Source organism: Nocardia sp. NPDC058499 (assembly GCF_042719915.1).
GTDB lineage: Bacteria > Actinomycetota > Actinomycetes > Mycobacteriales > Mycobacteriaceae > Nocardia.
Genome location: NZ_JBHXMZ010000003.1, coordinates 1 through 25,322 on the forward strand (window position 1 = coordinate 1; position 25,322 = coordinate 25,322).

Sequence of the window (25,322 nt, forward strand, 5' to 3'; positions counted from 1 at the left end):
GGTATGACAAACTCGCTGTCCGCTACCTGGCAACCGTCCGCGTCGCCGCGATCAACCTGTGGTTATCCGGCCGCAGCTTATGAAACAGACTCTAGTCTGATGACTCCAGCAAATGCGAGTATCTCCCAACCGTTTGGACGGTCACGCAAGAGCAAGTGGAGCTCTGCGTCTGTCGCGGGCACCTTGGGAAGTGCGTCAATTTCTGACTTCTCGCCGCGTAGAAGCCACGTCACATCCGCCTTTGCCGCTTCTGCAAGTCGCAATCGCGAATCGGTGTCGAGGACGTTCGAGCGTGGGACGAGGATCTTCCAGCCCTTCCCGCTCGTTCGTTGAAGTGAGTCGGAGTCCACCAATTCCCAGTATGCTGAGCGGTTGTTGACGTCGACAAGGACGATCGCAACAGGGAGCGAATGGCTCATCCAGTACTCGACGTGCTCGGGCTTGAGATAGTACCACCAACCGGAACTAGTTGGACTGTCAAATGCGCTTGTGCCACTCTTGATTTGGATTGCGAGTAGCTTTCCGGTGGGCGATTCGCCTGCGACGATTTCGATGTGAGCATCGATTCCGTAGTCCTCGATCGACTGCTCGCGGAAGATCCAGTTCAGGTCGCTCTCGATGGTCAAACCAACCTGATGTACGCCCGCCCTACCTGTAGTGGCTGAGCCAAGTCTCTGCACGCGCACATCGTTGCACGGGGCTTCGTGACTGGTCTAGAGAGTGTCCTCAAAGCTTGCGCGTTCGAGGTGCGAGTTCGATTTGATGTGTGGTCGTGGCGCGTAGGCATGAGTTGACCGAGGATCAGTGGCGTGCGATCGATCCGTTGCTGCCGGTCTCGGGGACTAAGAGGGTGTCGTACGTGGCTGTAATTCGTTGTCCGGCAATGATCTGACCCGTGGTCGACAGGCTTGCTCAGAGACTGGTCCCGGATGCTTTGTGGGACACGTGAAACCGTTGCTACCCGAGTTCACGCCCAGACCGCAGGGCGGCGAGACCGCTCCGGTGGACGAGCGGGCAGTGTTCACCGCAGTGATGTTCGCGTTGACCAGTGGTTGTGCGTGGAGGCATCTGCCGCCGTCGTTCGGGGTGAGCGTGCCGACCGCGCATCGGCGGTTCATGGTGTGGACTGATTCCGGGGTCTTCAACGCACTGCACCGGGAGATCCTCGACCGGCTCGGAGCCGCCGGCGACCTCGACTGGAGCGCGGCGATCCTGGACGCGGCGAGCGGGCGGGCGAAAAAAGGGGATCACTGAGCGGTCGCAGCCCGGTCGACCGCGGCAAGAAAGGGTCCAAGATCCACATCATCTCGGATGCGAACGGGATACCGCTGGCCACCGGCGTTTCCGCCGCGAACGCCCATGTTTCTAATCTAATGCGCCGGAGCCGGACCCATCTGGCTCCAGTCGAACCCGAGTTCGCCCTTGTCGGCGATGATCGTCTCCCACCATTCTCTATGCTCGACATACCAGGCCACGGTCTCGGCAATTCCGGCCTCGAACTCGTGTTCAGGCCGCCACTGGAGATCGGTTTCCAGCTTGGCGGGATCGATGAGGTATCGGCGGTCGTGGTTCGGCCGGTCGGGGATGTGTTCGATCCACTCCTGCGGATCCAGGTCGAGCGCGGTCGCGACACGGCGGGCGATGTCGAGGTTGGTGACCTCACGGCGCGCGGAGATATCGAAGATCGGCAGCAGTCCCGGGTCGGTGCTCGCGGCGGTCGGAATCGGGTCCAGGTCGGCGTGCAAGACGCGGTGTACCGCAGAGCAGTGGTCGGCCACGTGGAGCCAGTCCCGTGATTGCAGCCCGTCGCCGTAGACCGGTACCTTCTTGCCCCGCAGCAGGTTCGTCACGGCGAGGGGGATCAGCTTTTCCGGCAGTTGATACGGGCCGTAGTTGTTGGCGCAGTGCGTCATCCGGATATCGAGTTCCGGGTAGGTCGCCATATAGGCGCGCACGATCTGGTCCCCGGCCGCCTTCGCCGCACTGTAGGGCGTCTTGGCGTTCAACGGGCTGCGCTCGGTGAACCAGCGCTGGCCCGCCGCCAGCTCCCCGTACACCTCGATCGTCGACACGTGCAGATGCGCGGTCACCCCGACGATGCGGCTGCATTCGGCCATCATCTGCGCACCCAGCGCGTTCGACCGCATGAACGCGCCAGGTCCGAGGATCGCGCGATCATTGTGCGATTCGGCGGCGAAGTTCACCACGTAGTCGGGCCGGTACCGGCGATAGATCGTCTCCATTGCCGCCGGGTCGGCGATATCGACCCGTTCGAAGCTCACCCGGTCGATCACCGGATCCAGGTTGGCCATATTCCCCGCGAAGCCGACGTAGTCCACCGCCACCACCTGCGCTTCCGGTTCCCAGCCGGACAGCAGGTGCACATAGTTTGCGCCGATGAAACCGGCAGCTCCGGTGACGAGGTAAACGGCCATAATCGCTGAGCCTAGCCCAGCCCCACGGATACGGCTGATATCTCGTGGTCGGTGCCTGTGGAGATCGCAACATCAACTACCACGGCCCCGACCACACCCGTCCACGAGCTACCCGCGGAATCGTTACTGGTTCTGTTGCGCCATCCATTCGCGGTGGTTGCCCCTCCAGATGGCAAGCAACAGAGTCCCGTCCTCGGGAGCCCGTCTGGCAGGACATACATCGAAATGGGTGATCCGGCATTCATCGGTCGGATTAGCACCACCCAAGTTGATCGCGGTGCCATCGCCCGCAACGCGCCAACGCTTGCCCGGCGGGATCTTCGAGGTGGGATAGAACCCCGGTTCCATCAGCAACCAACGGCCGTTTCTGGTGCGATGCCAGGAGCATTCGGTCTCGCAGTGCTTGCACGCCGTGGGTGTGCCTTCTCTGGCGTCGGCCACCGGTGCGACGCGTAGCTGGTCGACGGTCAGCTCGAGGTCGAGTTTCTCCGGCTCCCGGTCCGGGAACTTCACCGCCTCGTCCCAACACTGATCGCAGGTGACCGTCCGCAGCGGAACGGGCCTTTCCTGCGCTCCCTCGCTCGCCCCGCAGACGATGCACACCGAGTTGCTCACACGAAGATGGTTGCACGATCGCCTCGAAGGCCAACAGCTTTCAGAGCTATTGCCGATCCGCCCGCCTGAGCCCGAGCATGGCCCTGCAGGGCGCGATTACCTGTTCCGAACCGAGACACCAATGACGGACCCGGCGCCTCCTCGGTCGTCACGCCGTAATCGACGCATCAGATACCCCACCAGCACCGCCCTGCGACATCACCTTGAACACATCGACAACGCTAATCGAACCATCGCCACCCACACGTCGTGCAGCGGCTTCCGTGAACGTCCGGCAATCGGCATTACCGAGGGTTCGAGCGTGTCCTTCCTCGCAAACCAACTGATACGAGATACTCCACCGCATGCCGCCCCGTGCAACCGACCCCGTCGAGCCACACCTCGCCAACCGCCGGCCTCGACGGACCAACGGACCAGAAGCAGACTTCGAAATCATCCTCGCCGACGGAGCCGAGGCAGAGACACTCACACGACTTCAGGCCAACACCTTCGACGCGATCGCACGATGGCACGCGGTACAGCAAGGCGGCGGCACCACCCACCTATAGCTGAAAATCGGCTTCGATCACCAACCGGCCACCCGAAAACCGCGGGTCGCCAGCGTTCCCATGTTCGACGTGCCCCGCCGAGGGCACAGACAGTGTGCAGAACAGCGACTTGCAGGCCCCTGGCCATTCGGCCGACATCGGGCCCGCGATGTGCGGGAGTCGGAGCGCGCGGCGGAGCACGCCGATTCACTCGCTCCGACCGCTGCCGCTCAGTTCCTGAAGTCCCAGATTCTCGCTGCGCGCCCCGGCGCACTCACTGCCGCACTGACCACCGCGACCGGGGTCGCCGACCGCCTGACACCCGACGCGCGCACACGCGGCGAACTGGAAACGGTGGGCATGGCACGGCTTCAGGCCGGGTTCGCCGAGACCCTGGCCGGAGGCGACGCACAGCCGCATATCGATGAAGCCGCCGAATTGGCGAGCAGGCTGGCCGATGCACCGACCGGCCTGAGCACGGCGCGCAATGTGACATTCGGCCCGGCCAATGTCGCGCTGTGGAAGCTGAGCGCAGCCGTTGAACGCCGTGAGCCCGGCGCTGCGCTGCGCATCGTGGAGACCCTGAACCCGGCGGACCTGCCGAAAGGTTCACGGCAGGCCCAGTTCTTCGTGGAGTGCGGCCGGGCATACACAATGAAGCGGGACCACCGCGCGACGCTCCACGCCTTGCTGCGTGCCGAACACGCCGCTCCCCAGCATGTTCGCGGACTGGCGCCGGTGCGGGAACTCGTGGGTGCGATGCTGCGGGAGGCCCGGCGCGATCTGGCCACCGGAGAACTCGGCCGGTTGGCACAGCGCGTCGGCGTCGTACCCGCATAACCGGCCCGGACGAATTCGGCCGGCCAGCTCGCGGGTCCGCTATGTGGCGCCCACTCGGAGAAAGGGCCCACCAGCGGGGATTTGGCCGACGTGCCTTCGCCGCGACTGTGACCTCTGAGCTGGAGGGCAAGAAGGTCCCGGACCTGTCGCGATCGAGTTCGTTTCGAGCTCCCCACCTGTGGCCCCTGAGCGAACGCCCACACCGCTTCGGTGAGCTGCGCCGCAGTGTGCAGGACGTCACCGAGAAGGTTCTTACCGCCGGCCCGCCGCCATCGTCCGCCGGTTTCTGCTGCCGTCCCAGCACAAAGACCTGCACCTGCATGCGGATGGTCTCGACCGGCTACAGCCGCAAGCCCCGACGAAGCCGACGCGTTGTCGGTCGACGTCGCCGCACTCGACCAGGAGAACGACCGGCGTAGCCCGCGATCTCAGGTCAGCCCGGGGTAGCCGTCGTAACGCGCGGTGAGCGCCTCCAAATAGTGTCCGGCCGGATCCTCGAAATACACTCCCCGGCCGCCGTGGTTGGTGTTGATCTCGCCTGGCCTGCGCATCTGCGGATCGGCCCAGTACCCAATACCCCGGGAACGGATGCGCTCCATGATGTGGTCGAACGTATCGTCACTGACCAGGAAGGCGTAGTGCTGGCCAGGGAAATCGGCGAGTGAATCGGCGAAGTCGAGCACCCGGCCATCGGTCAGAGGCACCGCAACGAAGTGCCCTGCGTCGTGTGGCTCGGGCAGTCCGAAGATTTCGGTGAAGAATCGTGCGGACTCGTGTTTGTCACAGGCGGTGATGATCGTATGGTCGAAACGTACATCCACCGGTGCATGCGGCACGGGAAGCTCCTTGTTCTCGGGATTCGGAAATCGTGCTGCCGCAGAAAGGCGGGCCGCGGGGCCGCCATGCAATCGAACAGCAGTCGGGAGACTCGATCACCAGCCTGGGCGCCATATGGTTGGTTCCGCCGACCGGCCGACGCAAACCGACGCCGATAATCGCTGTTCGGATGGCCGCAATGTAACTGGCAATCGGTGGGTCACCGGTCCTTCCTGTCGACAGAGCGGAAGAACTCGCGGATATCGGTGACGAGTTCGGTGGGTGCCTGGAGGGCGGCGAAGTGGCCGCCTACCGGGTACTCGGTCCATCGGACAATGGTGTTGGCCGACTCGGCCAGGCCGCGGACAGCGCGGTCGCCCTGGAAGTTGGCGACTGCGGTGGGCACGCCCGAGGGGGTGGGTTTGCTGTCCCATGAGGCCCCGGATTCTCGGTAGAGCCGGGCGGCGGAACCGGCGGTGCCGGTCAGCCAGTAAGTGGTGACGTTGGTCAGGATGATGTCGCGGTCGATGGGCGCTCGGTCGGTGGATGTCGGGTCCCAGTCGACGAACCATTCCAGGTTCCAGGCCAGCTGGCCGGCAGGCGAATCGTTCAGGGCGTAGGCGATGGTCTGCGGTCGCAGCGCCATCTGAGTGGCGTAGCCGTTGTGCCCGTACCACCACATCTCGTTATCGAGCGCCTGCGCTCGATCCGCTTCCGGCAACTCGGCGAGTTCTTGCCCGGAACCGGTCGCGGCGCTCGCGAGTGCGTTGACGTGCACGCCGATGACCTTGTCCGGCGCGATCCGCCCCAAGGCCGGGGAGATCAGGCTGCCGTAGTCGCCGCCTTGGGCGCCGTAGTGCTGGTAGCCGAGCCGTCGCATCAGCTCTGCCCAGGCCCGTGCGATTCGGGGCACGTCCCAGCCGGTGTCGAGGGTCGGGCCGGAGAACCCGAATCCAGGCACCGACGGGGCCACGACATGGAACGCGTCGGCCGGGTTCCCGCCGTGCGACTGCGGATCGGTCAACGGCCCGAGGATGTCGTAGAAGTCTGCCGGTGTGCTGGGCCATCCGTGGGTGAGGATCAGCGGGGTCGCGTCCGGTTCGGGTGAGCGCACGTGCAGGAAATGCACATTCTGCCCGTCGATTTCGGTGGTGAACTGCGGGACCGTGTTCAGCTGCGCCTCGTGCTCGCGCCAGTTGTAGCCGCTGCGCCAGTACTCGACCAGGTCGATCAGGTAATCACGGTCGACCCCGTAAGACCAGCCGACCCCCGGCAGGGCGTCGGGCCACCGAGTACGGCCGAGCCGGTCGCTCAACTCAGCGAGTTCTGACTGTGGAATCTCGATACGGAACGGCTCGATCGCGAAGGATGTCTCGGTCATGCCCAGAAGCATCCACGCTGTATAGGACAGTTCTGGTCCTACATGTGCGGGACAATCGGTCCATGTCGGAAAGCACGCCCTCACGACTTCTGCGGCTGCTGTCGCTACTGCAGATACATCGGGACTGGACCGGGAGGGAGCTGGCCGAACGACTCGAGGTCACCACCCGCACCATTCGGCGCGATGTGGATCGGCTGCGGGAGTTGGGGTATCCGGTGCACGCGGCGATGGGGCCGGTCGGGGGATACCGGCTCGGAGCCGGAGCGGCGCTGCCACCGCTACTGTTGGACGACGATGAGGCAGTGGCCGTCACGCTGAGTTTGCAGGCCGACGCGACCGGCAATGTCGCCGGCATCGGCGAAGCATCGCTGCGCGCGCTGACAAAGGTACAGCGGGTGCTTCCATCACGGCTGCGCCACCGAGTCGACGCACTCCGCGATGCGGTGATCACCATGCCGCCCCGGCACCGCCTCGGCCCCCATGTCGACGCCGATTCACTCACCGCCATCTCCGCCGCCATCCGTTCCACCGAGACCCTGCGCTTCGACTACCGAAGTCATACCGGCTCCGAAACTCTGCGCAACATAGAGCCGCACCGCTTAGCGCACTGGGGCCGCAGGTGGTATCTCGTCGGCTGGGATGCCACGCGCGCGGACTGGCGTACTTTCCGCGTCGACCGAATGTCGTTGCGAACACCCAACGGCCGATGCTTCACCCACCGTCCGTCCCCCGACGGCGACGCCGCCGCCTACCTCCGCCGCACCATGGGTTTCGCGATGTGGCCGTACCGGTCCGTCATGCGCGTGTACGTCCCGGCCGAGGATCTGGCCGGTCGCGTCGACGGCATCGTCACTCCCATCGATGAGCACACCTGCCGCCTCGAAATGGGATCGGACTCCTATGCGCTGGTCGCTCGGGTGATGAGCATGCTGGACGTCGAATTCGAAGTCGAATCCCCACCGGAACTGGTGAGCCACCTCCAAGCCCTCGCAGACCGGCTCAACCGTGCCACAAGACACGAATAGAACCCGGGGTGAACCGTCGACTTTTCTGGGGAGCAGCGGCACCGACACCAGCGCCCGCCGCAGCCGAGCGATATCGATCCGGCCTTGGACCGCGGCCGGGGACTGTGGTTTCACGGGCTGGTCTCTGGTCAAGCCCCGGCCGGCAGAGAGGTTCCCTTACTGAGATAGGCCCCGCCACAGCCGAGAACTGCGGCCGTTATCGGTGCGTCCCGGTGCCGGCCGCCGCCTCGTCCGGCGAGACAGAGGACCGACAGCCCTCAGACGCTCTCGACCCGGGAGAGTGGCCGGGAGACGCGAGCTCAGGTCGGCGTGTGCGACCGCGCGCTCTTCCATTCGTACCGCGCTCGAGCGAGATCCACGCGTCCCTCTCGCATCGGCACACCTTCGGATTCGAGCAGGGCAGCGGCGTGCCCGCCGCGGCAGGCCGCCGGCGTGCCGTCTGCGCGCAGGACGCGCCACCACGGAACGTCGTCGGGCACTCTGCCCACTTCACGGCCGGCCTGGCGTGGCGAGATGCCCAGCCGGCGACTTATATCGCCGTAGGTCGCGACGGACCCCGGCTCGATCTCCTCCAACGCCGCGCACACAGCCTTGCTGAGATCGTCTGTCATGTCTCTCCCCGAGATCGGCTGGACGTCGTCAACCAGATGGGCGAGCGCCGGATGGGACGCGGGCGATACGCCCATCATCCGCCGACAGGATACGTGACGGTGCCGTCCAGCCCGACGACCGCGCCTCGGCTCAGCTGCGCCGCATCGATGTGGCCGGGGCCGAGGATGTGCCGCACGTCCCCGTCGTAGGCGAGCAGATGATCGGCGATGATCCGCCGGTGGCACCGCCACCACACCGCCTCCGAGCACATCACTGCCACGCATGAAACGCGCCCCAGCTCGCGCAGCGCGCAGAGGGCTCGCCGGAAGTCGTCGGAGAGCGCGTGGTCGGCATAGTTGTGGAAGCTGCGGTTCTCCCACCAGCCGTTGACCTCGAACGGCACGTCCCGGCTCATCGGGCGACGCCCGGTGAGGGCCTCCGCGCGCCGATACCCGATCCCCGCTCCGTCAAGTGATGTCGAGAGCGCGTCCTGGTCGAACTGGGGGTACCGAGTCGAGCCCGGGAGCCTGCGGACGTCGACGATCAGCTCGACACTGCTGCCGCGGAGCAGGCCGACGAACTCGTCGACAGTTCGGGTGGAGTGCCCGATCGTGAAGAAAGGATCACTCATCGACCAGCCGCAGGGCGCTGCCCTTGTGTACGGCAACGTGGTCGGTCTTGTCGCTCTTGATCTCGTACTGCGGATCGTCCTTCGACGCCCGGCGGGTGTGGCCCTTGTAGTCGAAATCCTCCGTGTGCACCTTCGTCACCGTGCCCGCTACGTGGCCCGCCTCCGAGTTCCACATCACGTGGTCGCTCACACTGAACCGATCAGACATAACGACCCCCTTCGTGGTCACTTCCATTGAAGCACTGTCGCAGGGTGGCCAACGCGGGCGTCCCCGTGACCATGTTCGATGCGCCCCGTCGAGGGCACAGCATACGTGCAGGTCAGGCGGGTTTTTTCTCGAAGCCTACCTCTCCGGCGACTCCCCTGGTCCGCAGCGAATCCGGTGCGTGCCGTACCGAGCCTCGTCGTCGCATCACCCAGATCGAGCACAGAAATCCGGCGTGGTACTCGGTTTGTCGCGGCCTTGCGAGTGCACAATCGACCCATACCGCGACCGTGTGCCACGTTCACACCGGCGGCTACGCGCCCGCCCCGGCGGCCAGTGCCGCGCGACGAGACAGCTCGGCGAAGGCGTCGCGCAGCGCTTGCGGGCCAACGACCTCGATCTCGGTGTCGAAGCGTGCCAGCGTCGCGGCGAGCGCAGCCCATGACCACGAACCGATCAGCAGTCGGGTTCGCCCTCCGTCGAGGGACTCGACGACTCCGTCCTCGGCGAACGGAGCAACGCGGGTGGCGGGCAGCGGGAGAATCACCTCGCCTCGGCATGGCCAGACGTCGACGCTGTCAGAGCCTTTGAAGCGGGCGGAGAGGAAGGCCGCGACATCGCCACCAGGCACTTCCCGGGGTGCGAAACGTGGACCGTTGGGGATGCGGAGGGTGATGCGATCGGCGCGGTAGGTTCGCCAGTCCGCGCGCTGGGGGTCCCAACCGATCAGGTACCAACGTCCGTTGCGGACCATGAGGTGATGGGGTTGGACCCGGTGCGGCGGTGGTGGATCTGCGCTGCCCGGATCGGCCGGCCCCTGGTAGTCGAACCGGATCTCCTCCGTGGAACGAATCGCGGTACTCAGGTCCACCAGGATCTGGGTATCGATTTGAACGCCGGCCCCGGCCACGCCGATGTCGAGCGCGTCGACTCGCCGCCGTAATCGGGAAGGCAGGACCTGTCGGACGGTCGCGAGGGCCCGTGCGGCGCTCTCTTCGATACCCGCCCCGCTCGCTACCGCGATCCGCAATGCCACGGCGAGCGCGACAGCCTGCTCGTCGTCGAACAGCAGCGGCGGTAGCTCGCTGCCGGCTTCCAGGCGGTAGCCGCCCTCGGGGCCCTTGACAGCCTGGATGGGGTAGCCGAGTTCGCGCAGGCGATCGACATCGCGGCGCACCGTCCGGCTGCTGACATCGAGCCGCTCGGCGAGCAGACCCCCTGGCCAGTCCCGACGGACCTGCAGCAGGGACAGCAGCGAGAGCAGGCGACGAGAGGTCGCCGTCGAATTCGATATCGGCATGGTTTCCAGATTGCCAGCAGTAGCGGACGTTCTCTGTCCTCTACCGGTGACAGTGTGAATCTGTCGCCTTCCGGCGGCGCGGAACCACTCGAAGGGATCACCATGACGGTCAACGCTGTTACCCACCTGAATTTCCACGGCCAGGCCCGCGCGGCCCTGGAGTTCTATCAGTCGGTGTTCGGAGGTCAGCTCACCCTCGCCACCTACGCGGACTTCGGAATGCCTGCCGAACTGGCCGGCGCCACGAATGTGGTGTTCGGTCAGGTCATCGCCGACAACGGGTTCCGGGTCATGGCCTACGACGTGCCGGGTCAGGACGCACCGGCGGCCGCGCCGGCGACCCGCCGAGAAAACGGCACCACCATCACCGAAGATCGGTTCTTCCTCTCCGTGCGCGGCGAGACCATCGAGGAGGTCGGCGCCCTGTGGGAGCGCCTGGCCGCGGGAGCGACCGTTGTCGAGGAGTTCGGCCCCGCGCAGTGGGCGCCCGCTTTCGGCATGCTGACCGATCGATTCGGTGTCACTTGGATCCTCGACGTGGCGGCCGAATACGTCCCGGCTTGAGCCTTGCTCCGGGGTGCGGTCGGATTCGGTCGCACCCCCGAGGTCGACCCCGGGCGTGTCAGCGAGTAATCGGCGCGAGGGTTGGCGCTGCGGTGGTTCGGCTCCCACACCGTCCCCGGCCGATCGCCGATGATCTGACCGGCCATCTCAACCCATGGTGACCCGAGGGGCAGGCAGGCCGCAATGGTGCAGGAAGGGACCGATTCTGTCACCCCCGCCTGGAGTTCCGCGAGCCGAACGCTGCCGATCCGGCGTGTGGAACTACTGGTGTGCGCGGACTCCGATATCCCGGGTGAGGTGGGTCGTCGCGGATTCACGGAACCGGGCGATCAGCGGGTTGGCGTCGTCGACACGGGAGGCCACGACGACACTGCAGGGTTCGATGCCGTCGACGGGGACGGTGGCGAGGTCCGCACGCAGCGTGCTGCGGCGGTCGTCGGCGGGCACCAGGGCGACGGCACGGCCATCGGCCACCACCTCGAGTTTGTCCTCGAAGGTTTCCACCAGCATGGGGCCGAGCGGCGCGGGGCCGCCGTCCGGCCGGGGGTCGAGTCGCCAGAAACCGGTCCACGCGGCCGCCATGCCGGCACAGGCGACCAAGGGTTCGTCGGCGAAATCGTCGGGCGTCACCGACTCCTTCCCGTCGAGGCGATGCCCCGCGGGCACGAGTAGCACCCGGGGCTCCTCGTACAGGACGGTCACCTGCAGATCATCGCTCGGGATGGGCAGCGGGGTGCGGGCCACGAGCACGTCGACCCGACGGTCGGGTAGGGCGCGGGCTTGGTCCCAGTCCAGGTGCAGGGTGCGGACATGGGCGTCGGGATGGCGGCGCTGCAGGTCGCGCAGCGCCAGGGTGACGACGAGATCTTCCAGGTAACCGATGACGAGGGTGCGCTGCGGCGCGGCGGCGCGGGCTGCCAGCGTGGCCCTGCGCGCCGTGTACAGCAGTTCCTGCGCCCGCGGCAGGAAGGCAGCACCGGCCGGACTCAGCGTGCTGCCCTGGGTGGTCCGCTCCAGCAGGCGCACGCCGAGTTGGCTTTCCAGGCGCTTGATCTGGCGGCTCAGGGCAGGCTGAGCGATGTGCAATGCCGCGGCGGCCCTGGCGTAGTTCAGGTGTTCGGCCACCACCGTGAAGTACCGCACCAACCGCAGGTCGAGATCCGCCGCGGAATCGACCGTGGTGGCGGGGAGGTCGTCGGGCATGACGTCCACGGTACCCGTGATGCCGCCGCGGCATCACGGGGTGCGAAACAGGTCTTGGACGCCCGTCTCGGACGGCGGTTGACTCGGAAGTGCCCGGCGCGGGATCGCTTCGCCGGAACCGAAAGACATCGCCGATCCAGAACAGGGAACATCGATATGGGCAAGTACGAGAACAAGAAGGTTGTGATCACCGGCGGCAGCAGCGGGTTCGGCCTGGCCAGCGCGCAACTGCTCGTGAACGAAGGGGCGCGGGTGCTGATCACCGGACGTGACCAGGCGCGCCTGGACGCCGCACGCGAACAGCTCGGCGAGCGCGCGATCGCGGTACGCAGCGACGCGGCCTCCGTGGCCGCGATCGAGGAGCTGGCCGACCGGGTGAAGAACGCATTCGGCTCGGTGGACGCGCTTTTCGCCAATGCCGGGGTGAACGGTTTCGCACCGTTCGAGGCGACGAGCGAGGAACTGTTCGACCAACTGCTGACCATCAACACCAAGGGGCCGTACTTCACGGTGCAGAAGCTCGCGCCGCTGCTGGCCGAGGGCAGCGGGGTGGTGCTCACCACCTCGGTCGCCAACGTGTTGGGGCTGCCGATGCTCAGCGCCTACGCGGCCAGCAAGGCGGCGCTGCGTTCGGTCACGCGTTCGCTGGCCCGGGAACTGCTCCCCCAGCAGATCCGCGTCAACGCGGTCAGCCCCGGACCCATCGACTCGGGAATCCTGGAGAAGTCGATGCCCCGGGAACAGGCCGAGCAGACCAAGGCCCAGATGGCCGCGGACAACCCCATGCTGCGCATGGGCACGCCGGCCGAAGTCGCCGCGACCGTAGCGTTTCTCGCCTTCGATGCCACGTACACGACAGGTGCCGAACTGGCCGTGGACGGTGGTGGGTCGCAACTCTGAGGCGCTGACGGGGCCACCCACACGAAGGCGAGATGATGAATGCGAGTGCTGGTGCTGGGTGGGGCGGGCGAAATCGGCCGGGCCGGTTCGCCGGTCACGGCGCTGGGCTCGGCCGACCTGCCACCCCTGTTTGCCCTGGCCACCGGGACGCTCGACTCGGCTCCGGCCACGGTCGGCGTGGCCATGGCCCAGTTCCCCGGACTCACAATGGCCGCAGTAACGGGCATCCCTCTGGCGTCGGAACGCTGCTGCGGCATCGTGTGGGGAGCACCTCGGGCAACACAGAGTAGGTCGCCTCGATACGCCGGCCATCCCATTACCTGGGGCGGAGCTCTGGAGTATCGGCCGGCCCGATGCGGCGAATCGCCGGCCACAGCTGCGCCCACGACGCCGTCAGGTCCTGGCATAGGAACACCCGGGTGCCGTTCTCCTGATTCTCTATGCCGTAATCGTTGTGCACGACGGCGGCCTCGGTGAGCCGTCCGCAAGCCTGTTCGGTCCACGCCGGGACTTTCGAGGGTGCATCGGTACCCATGACGACGACCGTTGTGTACCGCTCGGGAGGGGGTCCCCACCAGCCGTACGCCTGATGCCCACTGTAAACAGGCGGAAATCTCGTGTTCTGGGCGGAGAAGTCAGGACCGAACTGCGCTATCGCACCGGCCTGGCCGTAATTGTCCGCCACCACAACAGTTTCGGTGCGCACCTCGACCGGTAGCCGGTCAACGACCTCGGCGACCGTGCGGCCCATCTCCGGCCAGCCGATCTGTTCACCGATTTCCCCGTTCACACCGACCACCGGGGTATCCGCAAGCACCGGCACCGGCAGAATCGGCAGCGAGAACACTGCTGCGATCGCGGCCGAAACGGCAACCAGCAGGCTCACCGCCGGTGTGCGTAGTTTCCGACCACCGGCGGCAACCCATTGTGAGACGGCGACACCGGCCGCGGCCAGCAATGGTGGGTAGGCGTCGACCAGATAGTGCTGCTGACCGCTCGTCACCAGAAGTAGTCCCAGCAGAGCGAGGAACGCGACACCGAAACAGCGCACCCCGGGCCGTTTCAGCAGCCACCACAGGCCGGCGATCCACACCGGCAGCAGCAGCGGGCCGACGATCACGATCTGGTAGGCCACCAGTTCCCAGCGGCTGTTGTCGGCGCTGATCTCGGTTGCCATCTGCCACTGCGGCCACCCGTTGCGGGCCTGCCAGGCAACCGTCGGCGCCGCAATCACCGCCGCCAGCCCCGCCCCGACCGGCAACCATAGGCCGCGTAGCACCTTCCGCGGACCCATCGCGACAACAGCAGCAACCACGATGACTGCGTAGACGGCGAGGAACACCCGGTTGAGCAGCCCGAGCCCGAGCACGCTCCCGGCGACCGCCCACAAGCGCCGATCACCGGTACGCACCAGACGCGCGACGAGGAACACGAGCGCGGTGGCGAACGCGATATCGAGCGTCGCCGTCGACAGGATATGGCCGGAGACCAGCACCAGGACCGAGCTCGCCGCGATCGCCGCGGCGAAGAATTGCGCGCGGCGGTCACCGCCGAACTCCCTGGCGATGAGGCCGATCAACACGATCGTGACGGCCGCCGCCAGCGCCGCGGGAATACGCAGCGCCGGCAACGAATCCGGCGCAAGCTCGTCGGCGAGGCGGGCCAGCAGGGGACTCAGCGGCGGATGATCCGGATAACCCCACGCCGGATGCCGGCCGGATTCGCGGATGTAGAACTCGTCGCGATGAAAGCCGTACCGCTCGGAGCACACCATCAGCATCCCGAAAACCGCGACCGCAAGCACCATCAGCGGCCAGAACTCGCCACAGGCAGTACGAAAACGGTGACGCGGGACCATGTCCGACTCGCTGATGTCACTCACCCCATGATTTCGACCCACGTTGTTCCATTGGTGAGCTGTCAGTTCAGCCATCGGTAGCCGCCGATCCTGGTTGCTCGATGCCTCAACGGATTTCCGGCGCCGGCGAGCTCGTCCGCCCTGCCGGCAGGAGAGCACGGTGCAGTGCTGTGCGGAGGGCCTGCCGGTCCGCGGTGTCCGGGTGGGGCGATGCGGTTGCCCAGGCGACGTAGCAGTCCGGGCGCAGCAGCAGTGCGGTGGGTAACCCGGGTCGGGGGCGTGCGGTGACGATATCGAGTTGGTCATGCCATTCGGGCAGCGATTCCGCCAAGCCCGTATCGCCGGTCAGGTCGAGCAGCAGTGGCCGTGCGTTCCTGGTCAGCTCGGCCAGCCGGACGGACCCCTGCGGAGTGAGCAGCTCCATGTCCGGGGCGAACCGGCCGATGAGTGGATGGGTATCGGGTCCGCCCATGTCGTAGCGAATATCGGTGCCTGCGGTGAGGGCGGCGAGACGCTGCACGGTGTCCCGATCGCGTAGCAGTTCGGTGAACAGTTCGCGCAAGGCGGTGACGTCGCTGCCCGGGCCGATCAGTGCGGATTGCGCCTGGGCGTAGGTGACCATGCGGGCGGCGGCTTGCCGGCGTTCGGTCTCGTAGCTGTCCAGCAACCCGGCCGGGGCGCTGCCGCGGAGGTCTGCCGCGAGTTTCCAGCCCAGGTTGGCCGCATCCTGCAGGCCGAGGTTGAGCCCGGGACCGCCTCCTGCGGTGTAGATATGGGCGGCGTCGCCGACCAGGAAGACGCGACGGTCCCGGAATCGGTCGGCGATTCGGGTGTGGCCACCGCTCAGTCGCCGCAGCACGTGCAGTCCCATGCCGGCGGGCGGACCGAGTGGTAGGTCGGCGGCGAGTACGCGGTGGACGCTGGCCCGGAGTTCGTCGAGGCTCATGGAAGCGCCGGTCTCGGGCTGGTCCCACTCGACGGTGCTGATCAACGGCGGATGACCGGGGAACGGTGCGTAGGAGAACCCCCCGTACTCGGTGCGCAGTGGCAGGAACGGCTGGACGGTCCCGTAACCGGGCACGGTCAGCGCACTGGTCGCCGGGTCCACCCAGTCGGCCGGGACGGTGGCGTGCGCCGCCCGGCTGGTCGCGCGGTCGTAGCCGACACCGGGGAATCCGATGCCGGACAGTTTGCGGATGCGGCTGTGAGCCCCGTCCGCGCCGACGAGGTAGCGGGTACGCAGCCGGTAGGTTCCGGACGGGCCTGCGACGTCCACGGTGACCGTGTCGTCGTCTTGCGCCAGGCCGACGACCTCATGTCCGCGCCGGATCTGGGCGCCGAGTGCTACAGCACGCTTTTCCAGGACCTCCGTGATGCGATGCTGCGGGACGGGCAGGCCGTAGATCGGGCTGTTGTCGAGCAGGCTCAGGTCCAGGGCCATCGCGGCGAACATGAAGTACGTGGAGTTCGGTTGCGGCGGTATCGGACTACCGCTGAGCTGCTCGTAGAGGCCCCGCCGATCCACCAGTTGTACGACCTGGCCGAGCAGCCCGTTGGCTTTCGGTTCCTCGCTCGCTGTGGCCAGTCGCTCCAACACGAGCGGGCGCACCCCGGCCAGGCCCAGCTCGCAAGCCAGCATCAGCCCGTTCGGGCCGCCTCCGCTGATCACAACGTCGACGGTCATCAGTGTCTTTTCTCCGTCTGTTGTGCTGACGAAGCCGGTGTCGTAGCTGATGCCTTTGCCTTTCATCGGCCCGGTTCCTGTCGATCGGGTGCGAACGCCAGACTAGAAGATAAAACTGCGTGCACGCAACTTTGCGCACACGCAGTGAAGGTGGGATGCTGAGACGGTGACGACACGACGGACAGGCTTGCGTGAGCAGAAGAAGCAGGCCACCCGGGAGGCGCTGCGCGCGGCGGCACTTCGACTGGCATTCGAGCACGGGCCGGACAATGTGCGCGTCGATGACATCGCAGCGGCCGCCGGCGTCTCACCGAGGACCTACAACAATTACTTCGCGAGTCGTGAACAGGCGATCGTCGCCGCTGTCACTTCCGAACGGGAAAGACGGATCGCAGCAGCCGTGGCCGGCCGGCCCGCCGCCCGCCTCGCCGACGCCGTCATCGACGCGATCGTGGATCAATACACCACCCAAGGCGAAACCGATCGCGACGCGCTGCTGCTGATCACCACCCACCCCGCACTGCGCACCGCATTCGTTCATGCCCCCAGCGCGATCGAACATCCCCTCGCCGACGCAATCGCCGAACGCATCGGCAACAACGACCCGTACACCGCCCGCGTGCTCGCGGCCGGCGTGGCCGCCGCGGTGCGCGTAGCCCTCCAACAATGGTTGCAGCCCGCCGGCACTTCCCCGGCGATCAGCGGACTCGTCGTGCCATCCGGCGCGTTACCGGATCTACTGCGTTCCGCACTCACCCCACTGGCCCCCGCACTCGATGCCGCCGAGAAACGGCCGGCCCCCCGGGAGCAGTGAACTCCGAAACCATGGCTACGCCTGGCTACAACCAGGCTCAACCTCAGCTCGCCGACGCCAACGCCCTCCACGGCTTCCTGGAACGCGACCGAGACCGCGGAGCGGCGCATTCGATTCGCCGATGCGCCTCGGAGGTACTGATCCGCAACAGATCACTCAACAGCTCCGCCGTATCCCGGTAGCCGGTGCCGGCGGCGAGACCACGGCGCTCGGCCTCGGCGACCGCGGCGACCATGGCCGCACCCAGGCGCCGCCGGTGGCGCTCGGTTTCGACCAGCGTGCGCAGCAAATCGACATCGGCCAGGTCCGACCATTTCCGCGCCGGTGCTTGCGGTGCCAGTGCAGTCGAATGTGTGTTCACCCCGCCGACCCTACCTCATGAATAGAACGTATGTTCGACAAATCGACTCGACTGGATATGTCGTGTCCGGGCAGCCGCAACGCACTCGGCACCGGCACCGGCACCGGCACCGGCACCGGAGATCATCGGACAACAGGCGGAACGCGGCATACCGGCCCGCGACCGCGACCGGAACCGGCAGGGCCCCGAAGGACGACCCTCGGCGAACTACCGGCGGTTCGTCCCGACCCAGGACCGTAATCACCGTTACGCTCGGGCAATCGGCAGTTCACCGGGCTTGATCAGCAATAGCCGGTAACAGGAGCGCAGCAGCACATCGCCGGGAAGCGCCGGGCAAACTCGCCGGAGATGAGACGAGGTGGAGGAGGCCACGATGTTCGAGGCGGATGTGCTCGATATCGCACAACACGCATTCACCGGCGACCTGCCCACCGAATCCCGAGTCGGCGAGCTCATCACCGAGGCCCACCGACGCTATACCGGCCTGCACGACGGACAGGTCGCCGACTACATCCCGATCCTGGCCGAAGCAGACCCGAACTGGTTCGGGCTGACGCTTGCCGGGACGGACGGCAGTACTCACTCGGCAGGTGACACCGGAATCGCGTTCTCGATCCAGTCGATTTCGAAGGCCTTCGTCTTCGCACTCGTCTGCGAGACCTACGGGCACCAGGCCGTACACGAGCGTGTCGGCGTGAACAATACGGGGCTGCCGTTCAATTCGGTGATGGCCGTCGAACTCAACGCCGGCAGCCCGATGAATCCGATGGTCAACGCCGGCGCGATTGCGACGACGGCGCTGATGCCCGGCGCGACTCCGGCGGAGCAGTGGGAGAACATCCGCACCGGCCTGTCCCGCTTCGCGGGGCGGTATCTCGAACTCGACGGGGTGGTCTATCGCTCCGAAATGCTCACCAACCAGCGCAACAAGGCGATCGCGCGGCTTCTGGAGAGTTACGGGCGCCTCGACACCGACCCGCTGGAGACCGTGGATGTCTACACCCGGCAGTGCGCCCTCGCCGTCACGGCCACCGACCTCGCGGTCATGGGCGCGACCCTGGCCGACGGCGGAGTCAACCCGGTCACCCGGGAGCGGGTGGTCTCGTCGGAGGTGTGCCGCGACACCTTGGCCGTGCTCGCCTCGTGCGGGCTCTACGAACGATCCGGGGAATGGTTGTTCGAGATCGGATTACCGGCGAAATCCGGGGTCGCGGGCGGCATCGTCGCCATATCGCCGGGCAAGGGTGCGCTGGGCACATTTTCACCGCGGCTGGATGCGGCAGGCAACAGTGTCCGCGGGCAACGCGCCTGCGCCTACCTGTCGCGGGCCCTGGGCCTCAATCTCTTCGCGTCCTCCGTCCACCAGCCCGTCGCGGCCGCCTACCGCGACAGCGCGAAAGGAGCCTGACCGTGCCGGACACCACCACCGCCGCCGAACCCGACCTGGAACGGCGCTCGTGGGTACCGATGATCGGACTGTTCCTCGCGCAGGTACTCATGTCGTTCAATGTGGCCGCGCTCCCGATCTCCCTGGGCGGCATAGGTGAGGACTTCGGGGTCCCGCCGACCGTCGCCGGCTCCACCATCGTCGTCTACGGCATAGCCGTTGCCGCACTGGTGATGACAGGCGCGAAACTGGGCCAGCGCATCGGCTGGCTACTCATCTTCCGCGTCGTGGTCGTCGTATTCGCCTGCTCCTCGCTGATGATGATCCTGTCACCGAGTATCGAATGGGCCATCGGCGGCCAGGTGCTGGCGGGCGCCGCCGCGGCAATCATCGTTCCGGCGCTGGTGGCGCTCATCGCGGAGAACTACACGGGTGATCAGCAGGCGACAGCGGTCGGATCGCTCGGTTCGGCCCGCGCCATCTCCGGTGTGAGCGCATTCCTGATCGGCGGCACGCTGGGGACACTGGTCGGCTGGCGCCCCGTATTCGGTGTCACGCTGGCCATCGCGGTCGCCGTCTTCGCGCTGAGTTTCGGTCTCCGCACCGATGAGGGCGACCCGAATATCCGCATCGATATCTTCGCCTCGGTACTGATCGGTTCCGCGATTGTCGTACTCACCCTGGGGTTCAACAACCTGAACGCGTGGGGCATCGTCTTCGCGAAAGATGCCGCGCCGTTCTCGATTCTCGAACTGTCACCCGCGCCGGTGCTGGTCGTGGCCGGAGTGATCCTCGGTCAGCTGTTCGTCATGTGGACCAGGCGGCGGATGCGTCAGGGCAAGGTTCCGCTGATCGATCTCAGCGTGCTGGGCCGTCCCACCGAACGTGCCGCCATTTACGCGATGTTCGTCATCGTGGCCATGGAAGCCGCGGTGAACTTCACCATCCCCACCTACATCCAGGTGGTGCAGGGACATAGCCCGTTCGATACGTCACTGGCGATGATCCCGTTCAACCTCACCGTTTTCGTCACCGCGACACTGATCGTCCGGTTCTACAAGCAGTACCCGCCGCGCGTGATCGCCCTCTTCTCGTTCGGCCTGACGACGGTCGCGTTGATCTGGCTCGCCTTCGCGGTCACGAACAACTGGGAAACCGTGCCGACGATCCTGGGGCTCATCGTCTTCGGCATCGGGCAGGGCGCGCTGGTCACGCTGGTGTTCAACGTTCTGGTCACCGCCGCGCCCAAGGAACTCGCCGGCGATGTCGGATCGCTGCGGGGTACCGCACAGAACCTCGCTTCGGCAGTCGGTACCGCCGTCATGGGCGCCGTGCTCGTGACCACGCTGAGTTTCGGCGTGACCCAATCCGTGGAAGAACACCCGGAACTGCCGCCGGAACTGGCCGCGCAGGTGGACCTCGACAACGTCAACTTCGTGAGCAACGACGAATTACGTGCCCTGCTGGAGCAGACCACCGCCACCCCCGAACAGATCGACGCCGCCGTAACCCTGAACGAGGAGCAGCGGCTGCGCACCCTGAAACTCGGTTTCCTCATCCTCGCCGGTATCAGCGCCGCGGCCGCACTGCCCGCATCACGACTGCCGAAATACCGGCCGGGAGAAATCCCCGAACCCCACTGACACGCTGCCTTCGCGCACCTCGATGACAAGAGTGCCGGTCACCCTCGAGCCGACGGGTGGTCTGTCCGGTGCCGGATGGCTGTCACCGACCCTGGATAATCGTTGGTGTGCGCATCGAGATCCTGGGTCCGCTGCGGGTTGTCGCCGACGACCAGAGCATCGGTGTCGGCGGGGTACGGTCGCGAGCGCTGCTGATCCGGCTGGCGCTGGATGCGGGCCGTGTGGTTTCCGCACGGACGCTGATGGAAACGGTGTGGCCGGAAGATATTCCGGATCATCCGGATGCCGCTCTCCATTCGCTGGTGGCAAGGTTGCGGCGGGCGCTGCCCGAATCGGCGATGCTGCGCGCAGGGAAGGCGGGATACCGGCTGGATGTTCCCGCCGAGACGGTCGACGCCGTACGTTTCGAGCGGCTGGCCGAGGAAGGCCGCCGCGCCCTGGGGGCCGGGCGCTACGCCGCAGCCCAGGAACTGCTGACCGAGGCGCTGGGGTTGTGGCGGGGCGAGCCGCTGGCCGATATCGCTCATCTGCCGTTCGCGACCGCGGTGGCCGCGCGGCTGGACGAACTGCGGCTGGCTGCCACCGAAGACCGGATCGAGGCGATACTGAGCGGGTCGTCCCCGGAACGCGCCCTGCTATCGGTGGAGCTGAATCAGCTGATTGCCGCCAACCCGCTGCGGGAACGTTTACGTGTCCTCCTCCTTCGTGCATTGGTTGCCAACGGCAGGCAGGCGGAGGCGCTGTCCGCGTACGAGGACTATCGCACCGTGCTCGCAACGCAATTGGGTACCGATCCCGGATCGGAACTACGCGAGCTGCATATGCGAATACTGCGCGGAGACACGGAGCGGTCGCACGCCCGCGGAAACCTGCGGGCGCCGTTGACGAGTTTCGTCGGCCGCGAGGCCGACCGGCGTCAGATCGGCCGACGGCTCCTGGACCATCGGCTGGTGACCTTGGTCGGGCCCGGCGGCGTAGGTAAAACCCGCCTCGCCACCATGACCGGTGCCGGGCTGGATATCCCGGTCTGGCTGGTCGAGTTCGCTCCGGTCACACGTCCCGGCGAGGTGCCCCGCGCAGTGGTGGCCGCCCTCGGCCTGCGGGACTCGGCGGATGCGATATCTCGTCTGGCCGACACGCTCGCGAACCGTGAGGCAGTGGTCATCCTCGATGGCTGCGAGCATGTGGTCGAAGCGGTGGCACAGCTGGTGGCAGAGCTACTCGGCCGTTGCCCGCGGCTCCGGGTACTGGCCACCAGCCGGGAACCGCTCGGCATCACCGGCGAGGCACTGTTCGCGGTAGCGCCGCTGGAAGCGGGTTCCGCGGCACAGCTGTTCACCGATCGGGCGCGGGCCGTGCAATCCGATTTCGTGCCGAGCGACTATGTCGATCGGATCTGTCGCCGATTGGATTACTTGCCGCTGGCCATCGAAATGGCCGCCGTTCGCCTGCGGTCGATGTCGATCGAAACCCTCGCTGCCCGCCTGGATGACCGATTCCGGCTACTGACCGGCGGCAGCCGCACCGCACCGCCCCGGCACCGCACATTGCGGGCCGTAGTGGAGTGGAGCTGGGACCTGCTGACCGACGTCGAACGCGCCGCGGCGGACCGGGCAGCCGCCTTCCCTGGGAGCTTCTGCGGTGAGGCCGCCGAACACGTCGGCCTCACCGCAGACATCCTGCATGCCCTGGTCGATAAATCACTGCTGGAGTACGCGGGGGGCCGATATCGGATGCTCGACACCGTCCGCGAGTTCGGTATCGAACAGCTGGCAGCCACCGGCCGCCTGGCCGCCGCTCGCTCCGCCCATGCACACTACTTCCTCGAGCTGGCGGAACGGGCAGAACCGCACTTGCGCGGCTCCGGACAACTCCCGTGGCTCACCCGCCTCGATGCGGAGCGGCACAACATGAACGCCGCGATCGCGTTCGCCGTGGACGGCGAAGATACCGATACCGCCGTCCGATTGGGCGCCGCACTCGGTCAGTTCTGGACCGTTCACGGCGATCACGCGGAAGCCACCCGGAAACTGGGCGAGATCGTTTCGATGCCCGGTCCGGCCGCGACCGAGGCACGACTGCACGCGCTCGCCGCCTACCTGATCAACGCGATCTTCGCAGGTAGTCTTGCCGCCGCCGCGGCCACCGTGGAAAGCCCCGGCGCCGCCCACGATCCGGCCGCTGGTTTCATCGGTGCCCTGATCGCCCTCGCCGCCGGCAACACCGATGACGGATTGGCCACGCTGGAACCGCATGTGAAACACCCCGACCCATGGACACGAGGGATGCTGTGGTTCATCCGTTCGCTGTTGCACGGGGCAGCGGGCCAGGCCGACGCCGGCCGACTGGCTATCACCGCAGCCGTTGAGGGGTTCCGCGGTTGCGGTGAGCGATGGGCGTTATCGCTGTCGCTGATGTCGCTGGCAAGTGCGTTGATCACTGCCGGTGACACCGTCGAGGCCCTGGCCACGCTGGACGAGGCGGCCCTGGTCGCCCGTGAACTCGGCACCCACGACGGGCAGCAAGCCTGGCTTGCCATGGTCCGCATCGACGCCGGAGATGTCGATAACGCCCGCAAACAATTGTCGGAGGTGCTCACCCGGGGCGCCTCTCCGCACGAGATCACCCTTGCCCGGATCTCCCTCGCCGACCTGGCCCGCCACAACGGCGACCTCGCCGAGGCCGAACAGCACCTCGGCTACGCCGCCGACGCCACCGATCCACCCGAGCGCGCCTTGTACGCGGCCGGTGCGGGATATCTCGCCGCGGCTACCGGTGATTTCGCCGCCGCCGCGCGCTATCTGCGCGAAGCGCGAGACATCGCCGTCGGACTGCCCGATATGCCGATGTTGGCCCATGTGGCAGTCGGGATGGCCGACGTGGCCCACCGGCGCGGCGAGCACGAGCGCGCGTCGGAGATTCTGGGCGTGGCCCACGCATTGCGGGGTGGCCCGAACTCCGGTAACCCCGACGTCGCGCGGTTGGCGCATACCCTGCGCGAATACCGAGACGAGTACGAGCGTGGATGCCGCCTGGCCCCCGCTACCGCAACGGCAGAGGTCCAGGCATACTGACCGCGCCCGCTGTCACGGCCGCGCGGCCTTCTCGCGTTTCGCCAGATACTCGGCGCGACAGCCGCGGCAACAGAATGCATACAGCTCACCGTCGATCTCGACGGTGGCGGTGTTGTCGTCCAACGGTACGAGCACTCCGCACATCGGATCCCGCAACGCCTTGCCCACCTCCAGATCGTCCCGGTACGGATCACTCAACATCTCGACGAGGTCTTCGGACTTCACCATCTTTCCGAGCATCCCGATGCTCCCCTCCGAGACACCGAGGACATGTACCTGCACCGTCGGACGCCGGTAGGGCAGGTCCCGATCGTCGAACTCGTCGGAGACGATTCGGGTGGCGTAGGAGATCAACGTTTCGCTCATATCCTTGCGCCACGGTCCCGGAACGTGAATCCGGACCAGGCAGTGCGGAGGATCCTGCTCGGTCAGGGAATGCTCTCCAGCGACCCAGATCTGCGGCTCGTGCACCACCACCTGAAACATCGACGCGAATACGGCCGCCGAACGGGGAGCCATCTCGTCTCCGCCGCTGTCGGGGTCACCCGCGCCCAACTCGTGGATCGTGCCCAGGCGCCGGGCTACCCGCAACCGTTGTGCGGGGTCGAGCGCACCTTCGGACAAGAATAATTCGATGAACATCATCGTCGATCACCTCCCCCTGCAGCCTCTCGAAGCTGCCTGCCGGATGGCTGTCGAACCACTGCCGCCGGCGAGGGGATCGGCCTTCGCGACGTCAGCGCGAGTAGTCCCGGAAGGTCATTACACCGCCGACCAGGAAAACCATCACCGCGAGGATGTAGACGGTGACGCGGAACCATGTCGGCCCGTAGTAGCTGACCGCCATCGCCGCACCGAGCGCCGCGAGAATCAGTACCACCCCGTACAACGGTGTGCGCTGCTCCCTGTCAACCATTCCTCCAGTGTCCGCCGGTGGCGTCCGGGTAGCAATGAAGATGCCACAGATCGTGACCTGACCTGCTGTTCCACGCTGGACCCGCGCCTCTGGAGACTGCCACAGCGTTCGCGGTTCAGCTGCGGTCGTCCGGCCAGTACACCGCCCAGACCAGCACGAGCACCGGCAGGCCGAGCACCACCAGCCATCCCAGACCGATCACCGGCCGATACCTGCTGTCGACCAACGAGCGAAGGACAGGCGAGGTAGCACCGTCTCCACGTCGGCGACGCCCATCACCCGGTTCAACTCCAGCGGGCCGAGGTGCCCCGGGGCCGGCATGATCACCACATCCGCCGCCGCATTGCGTACCTGATCGGCCACGGGTAGCACCGAACGCACATCAGGCCACATCACCCGGTAACCGAGCCGCCGCGCCAACCGCGCTACCTGCGCGCGGTCCCAATCCGGCGCAGTACTCACATCGTCGTCGACCCATCCGAACGCGATCGGCTCCCCTTGCTGCCGCATCGTGCCTCCCCTGCCTCCATGGTGAATGTGGAATGCATCCAC

The 25,322-nt window shown here is 66.5% G+C and carries 24 protein-coding genes and 1 pseudogene; 9 read left to right on the forward strand and 16 right to left on the reverse strand.

Features of this window, described 5'->3' with window-relative positions; all coding sequences use genetic code 11:
- Positions 1-77 precede the first annotated feature (77 nt).
- Positions 78-686, reverse strand: a complete 609-nt coding sequence (locus tag ACFWPH_RS10095) for a DUF4365 domain-containing protein (protein WP_378749528.1) — start codon at positions 684-686, stop codon at positions 78-80.
- A gap of 209 nt (positions 687-895) precedes the next feature.
- On the opposite strand from ACFWPH_RS10095, the pseudogene ACFWPH_RS10100 reads away from it, so the two are divergent.
- Positions 896-1,379, forward strand: a pseudogene (locus tag ACFWPH_RS10100) (IS5 family transposase); the annotation flags it as partial.
- On the opposite strand, the gene ACFWPH_RS10105 reads toward ACFWPH_RS10100, so the two are convergent.
- Positions 1,371-2,435 (reverse strand): dTDP-glucose 4,6-dehydratase, encoded by a 1,065-nt coding sequence (locus tag ACFWPH_RS10105; RefSeq protein WP_378749530.1) that lies wholly within the window; start codon positions 2,433-2,435, stop codon positions 1,371-1,373. The pseudogene ACFWPH_RS10100 and the gene ACFWPH_RS10105 overlap by 9 nt on opposite strands.
- Before the next feature lie 123 nt (positions 2,436-2,558).
- A complete protein-coding gene (locus ACFWPH_RS10110; protein ID WP_378749532.1) occupies positions 2,559-3,050 on the reverse strand; it encodes a DUF6083 domain-containing protein in 492 nt (163 codons plus the stop codon).
- A gap of 698 nt (positions 3,051-3,748) precedes the next feature.
- Between ACFWPH_RS10110 and ACFWPH_RS10115 the strand changes: the two genes are divergently transcribed.
- Positions 3,749-4,417, forward strand: coding sequence for a hypothetical protein (locus tag ACFWPH_RS10115; protein ID WP_378749534.1), 669 nt, complete (start codon positions 3,749-3,751; stop codon positions 4,415-4,417).
- A gap of 428 nt (positions 4,418-4,845) precedes the next feature.
- On the opposite strand, the gene ACFWPH_RS10120 is transcribed toward ACFWPH_RS10115, so the two are convergent.
- Both ACFWPH_RS10120 and ACFWPH_RS10125 read right to left on the reverse strand, forming a co-directional pair.
- Positions 4,846-5,253 (reverse strand): VOC family protein, encoded by a 408-nt coding sequence (locus ACFWPH_RS10120; RefSeq protein WP_378749536.1) that lies wholly within the window; start codon positions 5,251-5,253, stop codon positions 4,846-4,848.
- A gap of 200 nt (positions 5,254-5,453) precedes the next feature.
- Positions 5,454-6,614: an epoxide hydrolase family protein gene (locus tag ACFWPH_RS10125; RefSeq protein ID WP_378749538.1), complete on the reverse strand. Its 1,161-nt coding sequence runs from the start codon at positions 6,612-6,614 to the stop codon at positions 5,454-5,456.
- Positions 6,615-6,676: 62 nt separating this feature from the next.
- On the opposite strand from ACFWPH_RS10125, the gene ACFWPH_RS10130 reads away from it, so the two are divergent.
- A complete protein-coding gene (locus ACFWPH_RS10130) occupies positions 6,677-7,639 on the forward strand; it encodes a helix-turn-helix transcriptional regulator (RefSeq protein WP_378749540.1) in 963 nt (320 codons plus the stop codon).
- Between the two features lie 299 nt (positions 7,640-7,938).
- Here the strand turns inward: ACFWPH_RS10130 and ACFWPH_RS10135 are convergent, their stop codons facing one another.
- From ACFWPH_RS10135 to ACFWPH_RS10150, 4 genes are all read right to left on the reverse strand, one after another.
- On the reverse strand, positions 7,939-8,328 hold the full coding sequence (locus ACFWPH_RS10135) for an MGMT family protein (protein ID WP_378749542.1): 390 nt from the start codon (positions 8,326-8,328) through the stop codon (positions 7,939-7,941).
- A complete protein-coding gene (locus ACFWPH_RS10140) occupies positions 8,325-8,861 on the reverse strand; it encodes a DUF488 family protein (RefSeq protein ID WP_378749544.1) in 537 nt (178 codons plus the stop codon). The genes ACFWPH_RS10135 and ACFWPH_RS10140 overlap by 4 nt, the downstream gene beginning before the upstream one ends.
- Entirely contained in the window at positions 8,854-9,069 is a 216-nt protein-coding gene (locus ACFWPH_RS10145; RefSeq protein ID WP_378749545.1) for a DUF2945 domain-containing protein, read from the reverse strand. The genes ACFWPH_RS10140 and ACFWPH_RS10145 overlap by 8 nt, the downstream gene beginning before the upstream one ends.
- Before the next feature lie 310 nt (positions 9,070-9,379).
- On the reverse strand, positions 9,380-10,366 hold the full coding sequence (locus ACFWPH_RS10150) for a helix-turn-helix transcriptional regulator (protein ID WP_378749547.1): 987 nt from the start codon (positions 10,364-10,366) through the stop codon (positions 9,380-9,382).
- 102 nt (positions 10,367-10,468) lie between these two features.
- On the opposite strand from ACFWPH_RS10150, the gene ACFWPH_RS10155 reads away from it, so the two are divergent.
- Positions 10,469-10,930 carry a VOC family protein gene (locus tag ACFWPH_RS10155; protein WP_378749549.1) on the forward strand — a complete coding sequence of 154 codons (462 nt, stop codon included), beginning with the start codon at positions 10,469-10,471 and terminating at the stop codon, positions 10,928-10,930.
- A 261-nt stretch (positions 10,931-11,191) separates the two neighbouring features.
- Here ACFWPH_RS10155 and ACFWPH_RS10160 read toward each other — a convergent pair whose 3' ends face one another.
- Positions 11,192-12,133, reverse strand: a complete 942-nt coding sequence (locus tag ACFWPH_RS10160) for a LysR family transcriptional regulator (protein WP_378749551.1) — start codon at positions 12,131-12,133, stop codon at positions 11,192-11,194.
- 156 nt (positions 12,134-12,289) lie between these two features.
- Between ACFWPH_RS10160 and ACFWPH_RS10165 the strand changes: the two genes are divergently transcribed.
- Positions 12,290-13,033 (forward strand): SDR family oxidoreductase, encoded by a 744-nt coding sequence (locus tag ACFWPH_RS10165; protein ID WP_378749553.1) that lies wholly within the window; start codon positions 12,290-12,292, stop codon positions 13,031-13,033.
- A gap of 316 nt (positions 13,034-13,349) precedes the next feature.
- Here ACFWPH_RS10165 and ACFWPH_RS10170 read toward each other — a convergent pair whose 3' ends face one another.
- Together ACFWPH_RS10170 and ACFWPH_RS10175 are read right to left on the reverse strand one after the other, a co-directional pair.
- The gene (locus ACFWPH_RS10170; protein ID WP_378749555.1) at positions 13,350-14,915 is read right to left on the reverse strand and encodes an ArnT family glycosyltransferase; all 1,566 of its coding nucleotides are present in this window, start codon (positions 14,913-14,915) and stop codon (positions 13,350-13,352) included.
- 82 nt (positions 14,916-14,997) lie between these two features.
- Complete coding sequence (locus ACFWPH_RS10175; RefSeq protein WP_378749557.1) at positions 14,998-16,641, reverse strand: FAD-dependent monooxygenase; 1,644 nt, start codon at positions 16,639-16,641, stop codon at positions 14,998-15,000.
- Between the two features lie 100 nt (positions 16,642-16,741).
- On the opposite strand from ACFWPH_RS10175, the gene ACFWPH_RS10180 reads away from it, so the two are divergent.
- Positions 16,742-17,389, forward strand: a complete 648-nt coding sequence (locus ACFWPH_RS10180; protein WP_378749559.1) for a TetR/AcrR family transcriptional regulator — start codon at positions 16,742-16,744, stop codon at positions 17,387-17,389.
- Between the two features lie 43 nt (positions 17,390-17,432).
- Here ACFWPH_RS10180 and ACFWPH_RS10185 read toward each other — a convergent pair whose 3' ends face one another.
- The gene (locus tag ACFWPH_RS10185; RefSeq protein WP_378749561.1) at positions 17,433-17,750 is read right to left on the reverse strand and encodes a DUF222 domain-containing protein; all 318 of its coding nucleotides are present in this window, start codon (positions 17,748-17,750) and stop codon (positions 17,433-17,435) included.
- A 373-nt stretch (positions 17,751-18,123) separates the two neighbouring features.
- Here ACFWPH_RS10185 and glsA point away from each other — a divergent pair, with 373 nt between their 5' ends.
- From glsA to ACFWPH_RS10200, 3 genes are all read left to right on the forward strand, one after another.
- Entirely contained in the window at positions 18,124-19,158 is a 1,035-nt protein-coding gene (glsA, locus tag ACFWPH_RS10190) for a glutaminase A (RefSeq protein ID WP_378749563.1), read from the forward strand.
- A gap of 2 nt (positions 19,159-19,160) precedes the next feature.
- Positions 19,161-20,780: an MFS transporter gene (locus ACFWPH_RS10195; protein ID WP_378749565.1), complete on the forward strand. Its 1,620-nt coding sequence runs from the start codon at positions 19,161-19,163 to the stop codon at positions 20,778-20,780.
- Positions 20,781-20,887: 107 nt separating this feature from the next.
- The gene (locus ACFWPH_RS10200; RefSeq protein ID WP_378749567.1) at positions 20,888-23,854 is read left to right on the forward strand and encodes a BTAD domain-containing putative transcriptional regulator; all 2,967 of its coding nucleotides are present in this window, start codon (positions 20,888-20,890) and stop codon (positions 23,852-23,854) included.
- Between the two features lie 12 nt (positions 23,855-23,866).
- Here ACFWPH_RS10200 and ACFWPH_RS10205 read toward each other — a convergent pair whose 3' ends face one another.
- From ACFWPH_RS10205 to ACFWPH_RS10215, 3 genes are all read right to left on the reverse strand, one after another.
- Positions 23,867-24,499 (reverse strand): hypothetical protein, encoded by a 633-nt coding sequence (locus tag ACFWPH_RS10205; RefSeq protein ID WP_378749569.1) that lies wholly within the window; start codon positions 24,497-24,499, stop codon positions 23,867-23,869.
- 91 nt (positions 24,500-24,590) lie between these two features.
- Entirely contained in the window at positions 24,591-24,770 is a 180-nt protein-coding gene (locus ACFWPH_RS10210; RefSeq protein ID WP_280417050.1) for a hypothetical protein, read from the reverse strand.
- Positions 24,771-24,968: 198 nt separating this feature from the next.
- The gene (locus tag ACFWPH_RS10215; RefSeq protein WP_378749571.1) at positions 24,969-25,280 is read right to left on the reverse strand and encodes a hypothetical protein; all 312 of its coding nucleotides are present in this window, start codon (positions 25,278-25,280) and stop codon (positions 24,969-24,971) included.
- Positions 25,281-25,322 lie beyond the last annotated feature (42 nt).

Excerpts from the sequence above, each read along its gene's own strand:
- ACFWPH_RS10105 (WP_378749530.1), bottom strand. The coding sequence starts at position 2,435 with ATGGCCGTTTACCTCGTCACCGGAGCTGCCGGTTTCATCGGCGCAAAC.
- ACFWPH_RS10130 (WP_378749540.1), top strand. The coding sequence starts at position 6,677 with ATGTCGGAAAGCACGCCCTCACGACTTCTGCGGCTGCTGTCGCTACTG.
- ACFWPH_RS10125 (WP_378749538.1), bottom strand. The coding sequence starts at position 6,614 with ATGACCGAGACATCCTTCGCGATCGAGCCGTTCCGTATCGAGATTCCA.
- ACFWPH_RS10175 (WP_378749557.1), bottom strand. The coding sequence starts at position 16,641 with ATGAAAGGCAAAGGCATCAGCTACGACACCGGCTTCGTCAGCACAACA.
- ACFWPH_RS10210 (WP_280417050.1), bottom strand. The coding sequence starts at position 24,770 with ATGGTTGACAGGGAGCAGCGCACACCGTTGTACGGGGTGGTACTGATT.
- ACFWPH_RS10165 (WP_378749553.1), top strand. The coding sequence starts at position 12,290 with ATGGGCAAGTACGAGAACAAGAAGGTTGTGATCACCGGCGGCAGCAGC.
- ACFWPH_RS10150 (WP_378749547.1), bottom strand. The coding sequence starts at position 10,366 with ATGCCGATATCGAATTCGACGGCGACCTCTCGTCGCCTGCTCTCGCTG.
- ACFWPH_RS10135 (WP_378749542.1), bottom strand. The coding sequence starts at position 8,328 with ATGATGGGCGTATCGCCCGCGTCCCATCCGGCGCTCGCCCATCTGGTT.
- ACFWPH_RS10140 (WP_378749544.1), bottom strand. The coding sequence starts at position 8,861 with ATGAGTGATCCTTTCTTCACGATCGGGCACTCCACCCGAACTGTCGAC.
- ACFWPH_RS10155 (WP_378749549.1), top strand. The coding sequence starts at position 10,469 with ATGACGGTCAACGCTGTTACCCACCTGAATTTCCACGGCCAGGCCCGC.
- ACFWPH_RS10215 (WP_378749571.1), bottom strand. The coding sequence starts at position 25,280 with ATGCGGCAGCAAGGGGAGCCGATCGCGTTCGGATGGGTCGACGACGAT.
- ACFWPH_RS10160 (WP_378749551.1), bottom strand. The coding sequence starts at position 12,133 with ATGCCCGACGACCTCCCCGCCACCACGGTCGATTCCGCGGCGGATCTC.
- ACFWPH_RS10205 (WP_378749569.1), bottom strand. The coding sequence starts at position 24,499 with ATGATGTTCATCGAATTATTCTTGTCCGAAGGTGCGCTCGACCCCGCA.
- glsA (WP_378749563.1), top strand. The coding sequence starts at position 18,124 with ATGTTCGAGGCGGATGTGCTCGATATCGCACAACACGCATTCACCGGC.
- ACFWPH_RS10145 (WP_378749545.1), bottom strand. The coding sequence starts at position 9,069 with ATGTCTGATCGGTTCAGTGTGAGCGACCACGTGATGTGGAACTCGGAG.